Source organism: Pseudomonas sp. MM227 (genome assembly GCF_947090715.1).
Classification (GTDB): Bacteria; Pseudomonadota; Gammaproteobacteria; order Pseudomonadales; family Pseudomonadaceae; genus Aquipseudomonas; species Aquipseudomonas baltica.
The window spans coordinates 1,541,866-1,557,246 of sequence record NZ_OX352319.1 but is presented as its reverse complement, the minus strand read 5'-3'; the positions used below and the strand labels follow the sequence as shown (position 1 = coordinate 1,557,246).

General features: G+C 63.0%; 11 protein-coding genes and 1 pseudogene. 3 read left to right on the top strand and 9 right to left on the bottom strand.

Features of this window, described 5'->3' with window-relative positions; genetic code table 11:
* Window positions 1-40: 40 nt before the first annotated feature.
* Together ONG87_RS07120 and ONG87_RS07115 are read right to left on the bottom strand one after the other, a co-directional pair.
* The gene (locus tag ONG87_RS07120) at window positions 41-1,174 is read right to left on the bottom strand and encodes a metallophosphoesterase (protein ID WP_264382512.1); all 1,134 of its coding nucleotides are present in this window, start codon (window positions 1,172-1,174) and stop codon (window positions 41-43) included.
* Window positions 1,175-1,355: 181 nt separating this feature from the next.
* Window positions 1,356-2,261, bottom strand: a complete 906-nt coding sequence (locus ONG87_RS07115) for a LysR substrate-binding domain-containing protein (RefSeq protein WP_264382511.1) — start codon at window positions 2,259-2,261, stop codon at window positions 1,356-1,358.
* Between the two features lie 203 nt (window positions 2,262-2,464).
* Between ONG87_RS07115 and ONG87_RS07110 the strand changes: the two genes are divergently transcribed.
* The 3 genes from ONG87_RS07110 to ONG87_RS07100 all read left to right on the top strand — a co-directional run bounded on the left by ONG87_RS07110 (window position 2,465) and on the right by ONG87_RS07100 (window position 7,559).
* The gene (locus ONG87_RS07110) at window positions 2,465-5,494 is read left to right on the top strand and encodes an FAD-binding and (Fe-S)-binding domain-containing protein (RefSeq protein ID WP_264382510.1); all 3,030 of its coding nucleotides are present in this window, start codon (window positions 2,465-2,467) and stop codon (window positions 5,492-5,494) included.
* Between the two features lie 95 nt (window positions 5,495-5,589).
* A complete protein-coding gene (locus ONG87_RS07105) occupies window positions 5,590-6,405 on the top strand; it encodes an alpha/beta fold hydrolase (RefSeq protein ID WP_264382509.1) in 816 nt (271 codons plus the stop codon).
* Entirely contained in the window at window positions 6,402-7,559 is a 1,158-nt protein-coding gene (locus ONG87_RS07100; RefSeq protein WP_264382508.1) for a PAS domain-containing sensor histidine kinase, read from the top strand. The genes ONG87_RS07105 and ONG87_RS07100 overlap by 4 nt, the downstream gene beginning before the upstream one ends.
* A 16-nt stretch (window positions 7,560-7,575) precedes the next feature.
* Here the strand turns inward: ONG87_RS07100 and ONG87_RS07095 are convergent.
* The 7 genes and pseudogenes from ONG87_RS07095 to ONG87_RS07065 form a co-directional block, all read right to left on the bottom strand.
* A pseudogene (locus ONG87_RS07095) lies at window positions 7,576-8,701 on the bottom strand (catalase family protein).
* 48 nt (window positions 8,702-8,749) lie between these two features.
* Window positions 8,750-9,847: an alpha/beta hydrolase gene (locus ONG87_RS07090; RefSeq protein WP_206682967.1), complete on the bottom strand. Its 1,098-nt coding sequence runs from the start codon at window positions 9,845-9,847 to the stop codon at window positions 8,750-8,752.
* Between the two features lie 264 nt (window positions 9,848-10,111).
* On the bottom strand, window positions 10,112-11,356 hold the full coding sequence (locus ONG87_RS07085) for a saccharopine dehydrogenase family protein (RefSeq protein ID WP_264382835.1): 1,245 nt from the start codon (window positions 11,354-11,356) through the stop codon (window positions 10,112-10,114).
* A 27-nt stretch (window positions 11,357-11,383) separates the two neighbouring features.
* Window positions 11,384-12,481, bottom strand: coding sequence for a carboxynorspermidine decarboxylase (locus ONG87_RS07080; RefSeq protein WP_122479703.1), 1,098 nt, complete (start codon window positions 12,479-12,481; stop codon window positions 11,384-11,386).
* A gap of 118 nt (window positions 12,482-12,599) precedes the next feature.
* A complete protein-coding gene (locus ONG87_RS07075) occupies window positions 12,600-13,472 on the bottom strand; it encodes a rhomboid family intramembrane serine protease (RefSeq protein WP_122479034.1) in 873 nt (290 codons plus the stop codon).
* The gene (locus tag ONG87_RS07070; protein WP_122479036.1) at window positions 13,472-14,440 is read right to left on the bottom strand and encodes a metallophosphoesterase; all 969 of its coding nucleotides are present in this window, start codon (window positions 14,438-14,440) and stop codon (window positions 13,472-13,474) included. The genes ONG87_RS07075 and ONG87_RS07070 overlap by 1 nt, the downstream gene beginning before the upstream one ends.
* The gene (locus ONG87_RS07065) at window positions 14,440-15,333 is read right to left on the bottom strand and encodes an NAD(+) kinase (RefSeq protein ID WP_122479037.1); all 894 of its coding nucleotides are present in this window, start codon (window positions 15,331-15,333) and stop codon (window positions 14,440-14,442) included. The genes ONG87_RS07070 and ONG87_RS07065 overlap by 1 nt, the downstream gene beginning before the upstream one ends.
* Window positions 15,334-15,381: the final 48 nt, after the last annotated feature.

Here is a 15,381-nt window from a genome sequence, read left to right as displayed (position 1 = left end):
TGAGTACGGCCTGCGCCGTTGATTCCCCTGCGCTGCCGTTTCATTGGCCGGACGGTACTGCGCGCAAGGTGAACTCGGTGATCTCGGACGGTACGCCCAGGCGGATTGGAAAGCCGTTCCACAACCCACTGCCGTTGCTGACGTACAACTGCAGGCCGGCGCGCCGATACAGACCCGAGACGAAGCCTTCGTTGGCCCTGGCCACTACCTGGTCGAAGCCGCGAATCATCCCGCCGTGGGTGTGCCCGGAAAGCTGCAGGTCGACCCCGGCAGCGATCGCCTCATCGATCCCCGCAGGTCGGTGGTTGAGCAAGACGACCGGCGCCCCGGCCGGTGCGCCGCGCAGGGCCAGATCCAGGTCCGGCGCACTGCCGCCGTACTGGGTGGCGACCTTGTCGGTGATACCGGCGATGATTAACTGCCCGCGCGCGTCGCCAACCACTTCATGCTGGTTGATCAGGCTGTGCATGCCGGCTTCGCGGAATCTGGCCATCCAGCCTTCGTTGCCAAAATAGTATTCGTGGTTGCCGGGGATGGCGATCACGCCATTGCGGGCGCGCAGTTGCGCCAACGGCCTCACATCGGTAGCCCGCGCCTGCAAGGTCCCATCGATGAGGTCGCCGGTGATCACCACCAGATCAGGCGCCAGCGCGTTGCTGCGCTTGACCACTTCTTCCACCCAGGGCTCGGGAAACAGCACGCTGATGTGCAGGTCGGACAACTGCACCAGCCTGAAGCCGTCCATCGACGCGGCAAGCCCGGGAATCTGCAGTTCCAGCTGACGCACTTCGGGTACGCGGGTGGCCTGGGCAACGCCGAAACCCGAGACTGCTACCGCCAGGGCCGCGACGCCGCAGCGCCACTTGACCAGGGCTTCGCGCGACGGGCGATGGCGCCGGACCAGACGGGTGAACAGGATGCCAAGGTCCAGCACCAGCACGAACACGAACAACAGGGCAAACGCAGTGAAGGCCCATCCGGCGCCATAGGCCACCGCGTACGGCACTTCGGGCGAGTACATCGTCCCGGTGAAGGCGAGGATCAACATGTGGTACTTGGACGCGGCCAGCAGTGCCAGGCCGATCAGCACGCGCCAGCCGGTGGCCAGGGGCAGCGGGTAGACGAAGCGCAGCGCAACATACAGGAAGGCGACAGTCGCATAGATATGAAACACAGGGATTCCTCATGGTCAGTGGCACTCTGACAGCTAGCCGCTTCGATGGTTGGTTGGCGAAGTTGCTACAGAACATGTAGGAACGGTCTGTGGCCGCGAAATGAGCGCCGCGGTACGGCAGATAATACGCAGGGCGCCCTTCGCGGCCGATGACCGCTCCCACAGGGGATCGGGTATCCGATCAACTGTCCGGAAACGGAATGGACAACAACCACTCGCGGAAGGCTACCAGCGACGGCAGCTGCTGGTTGTGCGTCGGGTACGCCAGGTAGTAGCCGCGCCCGCTTTCCATGGGTTCGAACAGGGTCACCAACTCACCCTGGGCGATCTCGTCCTGCACCAGGATGCGCGGCACCAGGCCGATCCCGATCCCGGCGATGACGGCCTGAATCAAATGCGCGGTGTGCTCGAAGCTCGGCCCCAGGCGCATGCTCGGCGAGCCTGCCAGCCCGACGCTGGCGAACCAGTCCGACCAGGCGTGGGGGCGCGACACCACGCCCAGCAACAATTGCCGAGCGGCGTCCTGCAGCGACACCTGCGCATGCCCAGGCAGGGCCCTGGGGCTGGCCACCACCACCAGCTTCTCCGAGAGCAGCCGGTGCGCCATATAGCCCGGCCACTGCCCCGACCCCGCGCAGATGATCGCGCTCATGTCCTGCGCGCCTTCGGACAGGTCCCCACGCACGATTCTCGAATGGATATGCACCAGGCTGCCGGGATGGCGAGCGTAGAAATCGCCCATCCGCGGCATCAGCCATTTGGAAGCGAAGGTCGGCAGCACCGCCAGTTGCAGGGTATCGGCCTCGGCACGGTGCGAAATGGTCTGCAGGGTAGCGCCACGAATGCGCGCCAGCGCTCCGGCCAGTTCGTGCTGATACAGCGCGCCCGCCGCCGTCAGCTCGATGTGCCTGCCGTCACGCCTGAACAGCGTCACTTCCAGCAGCGCTTCGAGCACCTGCACCTGTCGGCTCACTGCACTCTGGGTCAGGGCCAACTCGGCCGCCGCCCGAGTGAAACTGCCGTGGCGGCCGGCCGCTTCGAACGCCAGCAACAACGACATGGAGGGCGTGAGCCGTCTGGGATTCATTCATTGAACTCATGCAAAAACCGAAGGATATACGTTTGCCAGCTCGTCGTGCATTCGCGAAAATACGTCCACACCCCCTGTGTTGCAAGCAACCTGCAGCATGGGCAGGCCTGTCTCTGCAGAGCGACTGCGGTAAGCAGTGCCCACTGCCAGCCCGCATATTTCGAATGCAGACCCTTCAAACCAGCCGGATACCGCCTGCCATGATCGCCGAACTGTCCCGCCAGAAAGCCCCTCTTGCGCCCTACCAGGCACTGCTGCGCCAGCTCGAAGGTGCGGGTTTCCAGGGCGAGATCGTCGACGACTACGCCACCCGCACGGTCCTGGCCACTGACAACTCGATCTATCAGCGCCTGCCCCAGGCGGCGGTGTTCCCCCGGCATGAGGCCGATGTGCAACTGCTCGCGCACCTGGCCAGCCAGCCGGAACATCGCGGCGTTGTGCTGACCCCGCGCGGCGGCGGTACTGGCACCAACGGCCAGTCGCTGACCGATGGCCTGGTGGTGGATCTCTCCCGGCACATGAATCAGGTGCTGGAGATCAACGTCGGGCAGCGCTGGGTGCGAGTGCAGAGCGGCGTGGTCAAGGACCAGCTCAATGCGGCCCTGAAACCCCACGGCCTGTTCTTCGCACCGGAGCTGTCGACCTCGAACCGCGCAACCATTGGCGGCATGATCAACACCGACGCCAGCGGCCAGGGCAGCTGCACCTACGGCAAGACCCGCGACCACGTGCTGGAACTGACCACCCTGTTGCTGGGTGGCGAGCGCCTGCACAGCCATACCCTCGATGCCGCGCAATTGCAGGCTAATCGGGTTGGCGACGGGCGGATCGCCGAAGTCTATCGCTGCGCATCGACCATCGCCGACGAGCAGGCCGAGCTGATCGACGCGGTGTTCCCCAAGCTCAACCGCTGCCTCACCGGCTACGACCTGGCCCACCTGCGCGAGGCCGACGGGCGCTTCAACCTGAACAGCGTGCTGTGCGGTTCGGAAGGCTCGCTGGGCTTCATCGTCGAGGCCAAGTTGAACGTGTTGCCGATCCCCAAGCATTCGATCCTGGTGAACGTGCGCTACGCCGGCTTCATGGACGCGCTGAACGATGCCAACGCATTGATGGCGCACCAGCCGCTGTCGATCGAAACCGTCGACTCCAAAGTCCTCTTGCTGGCGATGAACGACATCGTCTGGCATGGCGTGGCCGAATACTTCCCCACTGACGCACAGGCGCCGACCCTGGGCATCAACCTGGTGGAATTCAGCGGCGACGACCTGGACGTGGTCGAGCAGCGTGTCGAGCAGTTCATCGCCCACTTGCAGCAGGACACCACGGTACGGCGCCTGGGGCACACCCTGGCGGTCGGCGCCCTGGCGGTGGGGCGCGTGTATGCCATGCGCAAGCGGGCGGTCGGCCTGCTCGGCAACGTCCAGGGCGAGGCCCGGCCGCAGCCGTTCGTCGAGGACACCGCGGTCCCGCCGCACAACCTGGCGGCCTACATCGGCGAATTCCGCGCCCTGCTCGACAGTCACGGCCTGCAATACGGCATGTTCGGCCATGTCGATGCCGGGGTGCTGCACGTGCGGCCGATCCTGGACATGAAGGATCCGCGTCAGGCGGCCCTGATCCGGCCCATTTCCGATCAGGTCGCGGCCCTCACGCAGCGCCACGGCGGCTTGCTCTGGGGCGAGCACGGCAAAGGCCTGCGCTCGCAATACGTGCCCGAGTATTTCGGCGAGCTGTACCCTGCCCTGCAGGCGCTCAAGGCCGCCTTTGACCCGTTCAACCAGCTCAACCCCGGCAAGATCGCCACGCCGGCCAGCGTTGCCAGTGCACGCCTTACCCAAGTCGACGAGGTGACCCTGCGCGGCGAACTGGATCGCCGCATCGACGAGCGCGTCTGGCGCAGCTACGACAGTGCGCTGCACTGCAACGGCAACGGTGCCTGCTACAACTTCGATCCGAACGACGCCATGTGCCCGTCATGGAAAGCCACACGCAACCGCATTCATTCGCCCAAGGGACGCGCCTCGCTGATCCGCGAATGGCTGCGCCTGCAGGGCCTGCACGGCGCCAACGTATTGCACACCGCCAGCGGCAGCCTGTTCGAACGCGCCCGCAACAGCCTGGCTCGGCGAATGGGCCGCGAAGACTTTTCCCATGAGGTCTACGACGCCATGGCCGGTTGCCTGGCCTGCAAGTCGTGCGCCGGACAATGCCCGGTCAAGGTCAACGTGCCGGAATTCCGCTCGCGCTTTCTGCAGCTCTACCATGGCCGCTACCTACGGCCGCTGAAGGACTACCTGATCGGTTCGCTGGAATTCAGCATTCCGTATTTGGCACGCTTTCCAAGGGCCTACAACGCGGTCATGTCGTTCTCGCCGGTGCGTCATGCGCTGCAACACGTGGCCGGCATGGTCGACAGCCCGTTGCTCAGCCTGGTCGATTTCCAGGCTCACTGCCGGGACTGGAACGTACGCCCGGCGAGCGCCGAGCAGCTCGCCCGGCTGACCACCGAGCAGCGTCAGCGTAGCGTGGTCCTGGTGCAGGATGCCTTCACCCGTTACTTCGACACACCGGTCATGGCCGACTGGCTCGAACTGATCGCGCGGCTGGGTTTCGATATCTACCTGGCGCCCTTCGCGGCCAACGGCAAGCCGCTGCAGGTGCAGGGATTTCTTGGTGCTTTCGACAAGGCCGCGCGGCACAACGCGCAATCACTGCGCCAATTGCAGGCCAGCGGTATCGCCCTGGTCGGCCTGGACCCGGCCATGACCCTGGTCTATCGCCAGGAGTACGCCAAGACCCTGGGCCAGGACCACGCCCCTACCGTGCTGTTGCCTCAGGAATGGCTTGCCCAGGTGCTGCCACAAACCCAGCAGCCGGGCACCGCCGGGGTCTACCAGCTGTTGCCGCACTGCACCGAAAAGACCAACGAGCCCGGCAGCATCACCCATTGGCAACAGGTGTTCAGCCGTCTGGGCGCGACCCTGCAGGTGCTGGCGAGTGGCTGTTGCGGCATGTCCGGGACCTATGGCCACGAAGCGCGCAATGTCGCCACCTCCAAGGTCATCTACGGGCAGTCCTGGCAGCCGTTGCTGGCCCGTTATCATGACGCTGGCAATCTGCTTGCCGACGGTTACTCCTGCCGCAGCCAGGTCAAGCGCGAAGAAGGTCACACGGTCCGTCACCCGCTGCAGGCACTGCTCGAACACGTGAGAAAAAACACCGTTTGAAAACGCTGGCGAGCCTGACGCTGGTGGCTATGCTCCGGTAGACTAGCGGTCCGATTGGCCCCGCATGCTCGCTTGCGCAAACAGGAATTTCACGGATGTCGGTTCAGGCTCGCAACAACGTGGTGATCAAGGGCCAAGGTCCGTTGACGCTGGTGTTCGCCCATGGTTTTGGCTGTGACCAGAACATGTGGCGATTGGTCGAGCCGACCTTTGCCAAGCATTACCGGACCGTGTTGTTCGACATGGTCGGCTGCGGCAATTCGGACGTGAGCGCCTACGACATCGACAAGTACTCGACACTGGCGGGCTACGCCGACGACATCGTCGAGATCATCCAGGAGTTCGGCGAGGGCCCGGTGGTGTTCATCGGTCACTCGGTCGGCGCGATGGCCGGCGCCATGGCCGCCAAGCGCAGCCCCGGACTGATCGGCGCCCATGCCATGGTTGGCCCATCGCCCTGCTACATTACCGATGCGGACTATCCCGGCGGCTTCAGCCGCGACGATATCAATGCCCTGCTCGCGACCCTTGAAAGCAACTATCTGGGCTGGTCCAGTGCCATGGCGCCGAGCATCATGGGCAATCCCGAACATCCGGAACTGGGCGTCGAGCTGACCAACAGTTTCTGCCAGACCGACCCGGACATCGCCAAGCGTTTTGCCCGCGTCACCTTCCTCACCGATAGCCGTGCGGACGTGCGCGAGCTGCGCGAGCCGGTGCTGGTGATCCAGTCTTCGGACGACTTCATTGCGCCCAAGGCCGTTGGCCAATACCTGACCGAAGCTATCACCGACTGCCGCATGGTGGTCATCGAGAACGAGGGCCACTGCCCGCACCTGAGCCAGCCCGCAGCCTGCATCGGCGCCATCCAGACGTTCCTGACCCAGACTTGCGGCCGCCTGCACGCATGACCGCCGAGCCCGACGCCGAGGCGCTCTACCAGCAAGCTCCATGCGCCCTGCTGCTGACTAACGAAAAGGGCCTGATCCTTCAGGTCAACCAGACCTTCTGCCACTGGCTGGGCTACACCCGCGAACAGCTGATCGGGGTACGCAAGCTGCAGGAGCTGCTCACCGTGGGCGGCCGCATCTTCTATCAAACGCACTGGATGCCGTTGCTGGTGATGCAGCGCTCGATTGCCGAGGTCAAGCTGGACTTCCTGACGGCCGACGGCAAGGTCACGCCGATGGTACTCAACGCCAGTCGCCGCGATCACAACGGCGGTGTGTTCGACGAGATATCGGCGTTCATCGTCGCCGACCGAATCCGTTTCGAACAGGAACTGCTGCAAGCCAAGCGACAGGCCGAGGACGCCCTGCAGCGTCATGTCGCGCTCGAGCACGAACTCAATCGGCAACGTGAACTGGCCGTCGACCGCGCACTGTTCGCCGAGCAGATGATCGGCATCGTCAGCCACGACCTGCGCAACCCACTGCAAGTGGTTTCCATGGCCGCACAGTATCTGCGTTCGCTGGACATGTCCGAGCGCCAGAGCGCAATGCTCGGCCATATCAGCGATGCCACCGCACGGTCGCAGCGGCTGATCAACGATCTCCTGGACTTTACCCAGGCTCGCATCGGCCAGGGCCTGGCCGTCAGCCGTGCACCGGTACAGTTGGACCGCGCCATTGCGGCCGCCGTGGATTCATTGCGCCTGCTCTACCCGCAACGGACGATCGTTTTCAGCGCCAGCGACGAAGCGTTGTTCTGCCAGGCCGATGCAGATCGTCTGGCACAGTTGCTGGGCAATCTGGTGTCCAACGCCATGACCTATGGCGATGGCACCACTCCGATCGAGGTGCGAGTCGCGGCAGCTCAGGGCGCGGTCGAAATCACCGTGCACAATCAGGGCAAAGCGATCGACGAAGCCCAGTTGAGTTCGATCTTCTCGCCCATGACACGGGGCTCGGAGGCAGGCCGCGAAGTACGCAGTGTGGGCCTTGGCCTGTTCATCGTCAGCGAGATTGCCAAGGCCCACGGCGGTATCGTCGAGGTAGTGTCCAGCGCTCAAGCCGGCACCACCTTCACCACCCGGTTTCCCGCCTACGCGTCGGCCGGGCATTGACCCCCGGCCAGGAGGTTCAGCGCGGCTCGTGAATCGGGCAGCCGTTGTGCTGGGCGCGAAAGCCTGTGGACATTTCATAGGTCGGCTTGCGCACGCGCATGACGCCGCCCAGAGGACGGTGCGCGGCCAGACCGTGCCACGGGCTGAATGACATCTGCTCGTTGATGGTCTGAATAGCCTCTTCGCTCCAGGCCTCCTGCGCCGGCACCTCGATTCGCGCCACGGTGACGTAGGGGCTCAACTCTTCGGACCAGACTTTCGAAGCGTCCTCGATCGGCATTTCGTCGAGATCGGTGGCCAGTTGGATACGCACTTCCCACGCACCCCCATGGCTTGCAAAATAATGACTGACCGCTTCACGCAGGCCGTCCGGTTTATCGTCCAGGTCGACAGGTTGATCCGTCAACTCGGTCAGCGTCGGTGCTACCGGCACCACCGCCAGCTTGGCGTAATGCTCGCCATACAGAAACGGCACCACACTGTAGAAGGTTTCACCGAGCACATGGGTCAGCGGATGCCCACCCATGCTCTTCAGCGTGCCGCTCTCGCCGCCCATGGTTTCGATCACCGACTCCACACCGCGCAGAAGCGCCGAAAAGCTTTCTTCAAGCCCGGACCTTTGTCGGTGGTCTTGGCCAGCAGCTTGAGATTCTTCAGGAAAGCCTTGGGTGTGGCTGCCGTGAACGCCTTGGCGTTCTGCATGACGAAATCCTGGGTGACGTCCCCCTCGCTGCCCGGCAAACGCGCACCCTGTACCCCAACGATCTTCAAGCCAAGGCCCCGTGGGGTCGAAACCTTGTCGTCCAGCAGATCACCGGGATTGGTGGAAAAACGCATTACCACGGGCAACCTTCCAGGGGTGGCAAAGCCCCCTGCGCCAACGGCGCAGGAAGGCCATCGAGCACCGTGATGTGCCCGCGTACCAACCCATGAGCCTTGGCATGCACGCCACGCAACGCGTGGCCGCCATCTTCGAACGTGGTGTCCAGAATGCTGCGCATCACTTCCGTCAGCTCTCGGCTGGTGTCTTCCTCGTCGTCGGGCACCTGCTCGAATGAGGGCTGAAACACCAGTGGAGTGACGGTCAGTCGATTGTCTGGCAATTGACTGTCTGGATATTGAGTGTCTGAAGAATGGCTCATGTACACACCTCGGCTCGGTTCAGGTCTTTATCACGGTGGATGTTCTTGTTATTTGGCCAGGTCGGCTTTCAGACGCTCACCGGCATAGGCCTGCGCTTCTTCGGCTTTTTTCACCACGGCTGCGGTGCCGAAGAATTCGTGGGTCACGCCTGGATAGACTTTGCGCTCGACGCTGACACCTGCAGTACGCAGCGCCTGTTCCAGCTGGGCACCATCGTCACGCAGTGGGTCGATTTCGGCGTTGATCACGGTGACCGGTGGCAGGCCTTTGAGGTCGGCGTGCACCAGGTCGATACGTGGATCCTTGGCGTCGGCCGGACCTTTGGTCACGTTGTCGATGAACCACAGCATCATCGGGCGGTTGAGCGGCATGGCGTCGGCGTATTTGCGATAGGACTCGGTTTCGGTGTTGGACTGAGCGACCGGATAGACCGACAGCACGTGCTTGGGCGCGGTCAACCCGGCCTTGTGTGCGGCCACGGCGGTTGCCACGGCGAGGTTGCCGCCAGCGCTTTCACCGGCCAGTGCCAGGCGCTTCGCGTCACCGTTGAGCGAAGCGGCGTTCTTGCTCAACCAGCGATAGGCCGCCAGAGCATCTTCGTGAGCTGCAGGAAACTTGTTTTCGGGCGCGCGGCGGTAGTCCACGGAGACGACCACGGCATTGGCTTGCTTGGAGATCCCGCGAGCGCCGCCGTCATACACCTTGCGATCGGCAAACACCCAGCCACCACCGTGGAAATACAGGACCACCGGGAACGGGCCGGTGCCTTCAGGCGTGTAGACGGTTGCTGGCAACGAACCTGCGGCGCCAGGCACGGTGATGTCGCGGGTGGTAACACCGGGGACCAGTGCAGTCGGAGTGCTGTCGCGTTTCTCATCGGCGAGCACGCCTTTCACGGCGTCGGCGATGGTAGGTTGCTGCCGTGCCTCGACTGCCGTGATCTTCTCTACGGCCTTGGCATCGAAGCTGGCGAATTTGTTCAGAACGGTCTGCATGTCCGAATCGGTGCGGAACATGCTTTTGGTGCCGCTTACGGCGAGTTCGGAAACCGAGCGTTTTTCTGGATCGCGAGCGCAACCGCTCAACGCCATTGCCACGCCGGCGGCGCACAGCGCTACCATCCATTTGCGGTCAGTCTTGATCATTGTTATTGCCTCGCACGAGAGTGGGAACGTTACGAAATATCAGGCCGCTGACAGCAACGTGATGTTCCAAAATTCCCGACTCGCGCCAGACGAACGGTTAATCCACTAAATACCGCGACCCCAGTTGCTACTCTCGGGAATCACTCTGCACACCGTCCCGTAGGAGCGGCCAGTGGCCGCGAACCAGACACCGCGGTCCACCAGACAATCCGCGAGGCCCTCTTCGCGGCCACAGACCGCTCCTACAACAGCATTTACAGCGGATTACGCACTGGCATCCCAGGCACGGTCGCCGGAGGCGTCCTTGATGCGCGTCGGCAGGCCCATGGCGTCGAGCGCCCTGAGGAACGGCTCGGCCGGCAGCTCTTCGACGTTGGCCATGCGCTGCACGTCCCATTCGCCGCGGGCAACCAGCAAGGCTGCAGCCACGGGCGGCACACCCGCGGTGTAGGAAATACCCTGGCTGTCGGTTTCGGCGTAGGCGTCTTCGTGATCCGCAACGTTGTAGATGAACATTTCGTGCGGCTGGCCGTTGCGAGTGCCTTTGACCAGATCGCCGATGCAGGTCTTGCCGGTATAGCCCGGTGCCAGCGACGACGGATCCGGCAGGACTGCCTTGACCACCTTGAGCGGCACTACCTGCAGGCCTTCGGCAGTCGTCACCGGCTGCTCGGACAGCAAACCGAGATTCTTCAGCACCGTGAACACGTTGATGTAGTGCTCGCCGAAACTCATCCAGAAGCGCACGTTGGGCACATCGAGATTCTTCGACAACGAATGCACTTCGTCATGTCCGGTCAGGTACAGGTTCTGCGAACCCACCACCGGCAGGTCATCGGTGCGCTTGACTTCGAACATGGTGTTGCTGGTCCACTGGCTGTTCTGCCAGCTCCAGACCTGCCCAGTGAATTCGCGAAAATTGATTTCCGGATCGAAATTGGTGGCGAAATACTTGCCGTGGGAGCCAGCATTGACGTCGAGGATATCGATCGAATCGATCCGATCGAAATGCTGTTGCTGCGCCAGCGCGGCATAGGCATTGACCACGCCCGGATCGAAGCCCACACCCAGAATGGCAGTCACGTTTTTCTGCTGGCACTCTTCCAGGTGTTTCCACTCGTAGTTGCCATACCAGGGCGGCGTTTCACAGACCTTGCCTGGTTCTTCGTGGATGGCGGTGTCCAGGTAGGCCACGCCGGTGCCGATGCAGGCACGCAGTACCGACATGTTCAGAAAGGCGGAACCGACGTTGATGACGATCTGCGATTCGGTTTCCACGATCAGCGCCTTGGTCGCCTCGACATCCAGCGCATCGAGCGCGAAAGCCTTGATGTCGGCGGGCTGCTTGAGGCTGCCCTTGGCCTTGACGCTGTCGATGATGGCCTGGCATTTGGAGATGTTGCGCGACGCGATGGCAATACGACCAAGTTCATCGTTGTGCTGCGCGCACTTGTGGGCCACCACCTTGGCAACACCTCCTGCACCAATGATAAGAACGTTCTTCTTCAATTTATTCACTTCTCCTCGGCTGTCCGCTTACGAAAGGCTGGACAGGTAGTCTTCGAAACCAAACTCACGAACCACCTCGACTGTACCGTCGAGTTGTTTCACTACGATGGACGGCATCTTCAAGCCGTTGAACCAGTTCTTCTTGACCATGGTGTAGCCCGCCGCGTCGACGAACGACAGGCGATCACCGATGGCCAGAGGGCGCTCGAACGGGTATTCGCCGAAAATGTCCCCGGCCAGGCAGGATTTTCCGCACACCATGTAGGTGTGTTCGCCGCTGCTGGGCGCAAGCTTCGCATTGAGCCGGTAGATCAGCAGGTCGAGCATGTGCGCTTCGATCGAGCTGTCGACCACGGCCAGGTGCTTGCCGTTATAGAGGGTGTCGAGCACGGTGACTTCCAGCGAGGCACTGTTGGTGATCGCCGCCTCGCCAGGCTCCAGGTACACCTGCACGCCGTACTTCTGCGAAAAGGCCTTGAGCCGGGCGCAGAACTCGTCCAGAGCATAGCCTTCGCCGGTGAAATGAATGCCGCCACCGAGGCTGACCCATTCGACCTTGTGCAGCAGGTGACCGAAGCGCTCTTCGATGGTCCCCAGCATCTGGTCGAACAGGGCGAAATCACCGTTCTCGCAGTTGTTGTGGAACATGAAGCCGGAGATCTGCTCGATCACCGTCTCGACCTTGGCTGGGTCCCATTCGCCCAGGCGGCTGAACGGACGCGCCGGATCGGCCAGCAGATAGTCGGAACTGCTCACCTGCGGGTTGACCCGCAGACCGCGGGTCTTGCCTTGGGACGCCTGGGCGAAACGCTGCAGTTGGCCGATCGAGTTGAAGATGATCTTGTCGCAGTTGGCGAGCATCTCCTCGATCTCGTCGTCGGCCCAGGCCACGCTGTAGGCGTGGGTTTCGCCGGCGAACTTCTGCCGACCCAGCTTGAGCTCGTACAGGGACGACGACGTGGTGCCGTCCATGTACTGCTCCATCAGGTCGAACACCGACCAGGTGGCGAAGCACTTGAGCGCCAGCAACGCCTTGGCCCCGGAGTGTTCACGCACGTAGGCGATCTTCTCCAGGTTGCCCAAGAGCTTCTGTTTGTCGATGAGGTAGTACGGCGTATTGATCATTTCGAGGCCCCAGGCATGGCCAGCCAAAAAAAGGACCCGCATTGTGCCCGCAGTTACCCCGGACCGAAAGAGCAGCCGACCAATTTCCAACCACCCCCACCGCCGACGCGGCTTGCGTTCAGCGAATCTTGCGGCGGGCCAGAAAGCCGCCGACCAGGCCGGTCGCGCAGCCGATCAGCAGGCCACCGACGTGCGCGCCATTGGCGATTTCGCCGAAGCCCAGCACGCTGACCAGCCCGCTCATGCACAGCGCCAGCCACACCAGCATCATCACCAGCACGCCGCGCGGCAGTCGGTAGATCGGGTTGGGCGCCAGCCACTGGTACAGCCAGCAGTGCCCCAGCAAGCCATACAGCACGCCCGACAAACCGCCGAACAGACTGGGCCCGCTGACCAGGTACTGGACCACGTTGGAGACCAGGCTGAACGACAGGGTCAGACCGATCAGATTGATGCGCCCCTGCAACGCCTCGATGCGTCGCCCAAGCTCCCAGTACCACAAGGCGTTCATCGCCAGATGCAACAAGCCGAAATGAATCAGCATAGGGCTGAACAGCCGCCACCACTGGCCGCTGGCCAAGGTATCGGCCAAAGGCGTGAAATAGATGTATTCACCGTTGACCTGAAAATCGAGAAAGGTCAGCCAGCGCAGGTTACCCAGGTTCTCGCCCAGAAGCGTCAACCCCGCCACCACCAGACAGGCCAGCAGCACCAGGGCGGTGGCAGGGCTGGACTTGAGCTGCTGGGCAAACCCCGGACCGCGCACCGGCGCATGCCGGGCCATCAATTCAGGATCGACCTCGGCATTGCCCTCGGGGTAGCGCTGGTACAGCTCGCGAACATCCTGGGCCAGACGCTCGTCCGGTACCCACAACACTTGACTGCCCTGCTCCTCGCTGACGCGATGGGGCACCTTCAGACGCCTCAACAGGCCCACGAAGCCACTCAGATCGGTGTTCAGCGGCAGACGCATTACAGCAATTGCACTCATCAAAACGCCTCCGGGCGCTCGACCTCGACCCACGCGAACTTGCGCGGATCGATGCGGGTTTCCTGATCCAGGCGGTACGCCACCAATTTGCCGTACAACACCGCGCTGTAGTCCAGGCAGGCCAGGTTCGGGCGTATCGCCGCCGGTCGCCCGCTGCGCCAGTAGTGACCGACGAACAGCAATGGCTCGTCGACCCCATAACGCAGCAGAGCGCTTTTCTGTTCAGGACTCAACGGCGCGCAGGCTACATCGTCAGGCAGTGCATCGGGCTGGAATACCACGTCGCCGTAGGTTTGCGGGTCGTCTTCCCAGAACTTGGTGCGAAAGAACGCACGGCTCAGGCCATCGGCGCCCGTCAGCGTCAGGCCGTCGGGCAGGCGCATGTCGGTGCCGCGCAACAACCGATCGAAGACCTGGCAGGCAAAGCTGCCCTTGACCGCCGATGCCTGGAGAAAATGGGCGTCGATGCAGCCATCCGGGTGCTGACGGCGCAAAGGTTCGATCAGGCCGGCATCCCAGCACGCGTGCACCAAGCGAAAGCGCTCGGCATCGAGGAACAGCGGCAACTCGTAGAACCAGCCGAGGAAATCGTGCCAGTCGCCGGGGTGGTGGGCGAACTGGTCCAGCGTCGCCTGGAGCAGACGCTCGTGCCGCGGCACGTGCTCGCGCACGTACTGCTTGCCGCTGCCGGGCAATGCCGGGGTGCTCCAGCCCAACGCATTGAACTCGTGATTGCCCATGATGCAGCGCGCCTGATCGGCCTCGACCATGTCGTGGACAATGTGCAGCGACTCGCGGATACGCGGCCCGCGGTCGATGATGTCGCCCAGGAACAGCGCCTGGCGCGAGGCATGCCGCCACACGCCACCGTGTTTCTGATAGCCCAGCCGGTCGAGCAGATGTTCGAGGGTATGCGCGCATCCGTGCACATCGCCGATCAGGTCATAACTTCGCGCCGGGTCAAGCATCAATCGCCTCCGGTATTGCCGAGCCGGCTGCCCCAGCCGAGTTTGGTCCGGCACACTTCGTAGTAGTTGTGGTCCAGAGGGTGGATCAGGCGCAGTTTCTGCGATTTCTTGCGCACCGTGACGGTGTCGCCCGGAGCGCAAGTGAAATGGTTCTGGCCATCGCATGAAACCTGCGGGTAGATCTGCATGTTCTTTGAGACAACGATTTTCATCTCGCTGTTGCCGTCGACGACGATCGGCCGACCCGAGAGGGTGTGCGGGTACATGGGCACGATCACGATGGCATCGAGCTTGGGATGCATGATCGGCCCGCCCGCCGACAGCGCGTAGGCGGTGGAGCCGGTCGGCGTGGCCAGGATCAGGCCGTCGGCCTTCTGGCTGCAGACGAACTGGCCGTCGATGTAGATCTCGAACTCGATCATGCGGGTCGACTTGCCGGGGTGCAGTACCACATCGTTTAGCGCGTCGCCCTGGCCAATGGCCTCGCCATGGCGGCGAACCTCGGCCTCGAGCAGAAAACGGTTTTCGACCAGGTAGTGACCATCGAGCACCTCGGCCACCTTGACCTCGAGCTCGTCGGGGCGGATGTCGGTTAGAAACCCCAGGCTGCCGCGGTTGATCCCCAGCACCGGCGTGTTGTGTCGCGCCAGTGCCCGCGCTGCGCCCAGCAGGCTGCCGTCGCCGCCGACCACGATGACCAGGTCGCAGACCTCGCCCAGCATCTTGCGCGATGACGTCTGCAGGTTGTGCCCCGGCAGCACTTCGGCGATCGTGTCCTCGAGAATGACATGCATGTGCCTGTCCAGCAGGAAGCGCTTGAGGCGGCGAATGGTATCGAGCACCTGCGAGCTGCCGAGGCGGCCAATGATACCGATGTTGCGAAATTGCTCCATGAGGCTCCTGCTCGGGTCTGGTCTGGCTATCGGGATGCGCCAGGCACA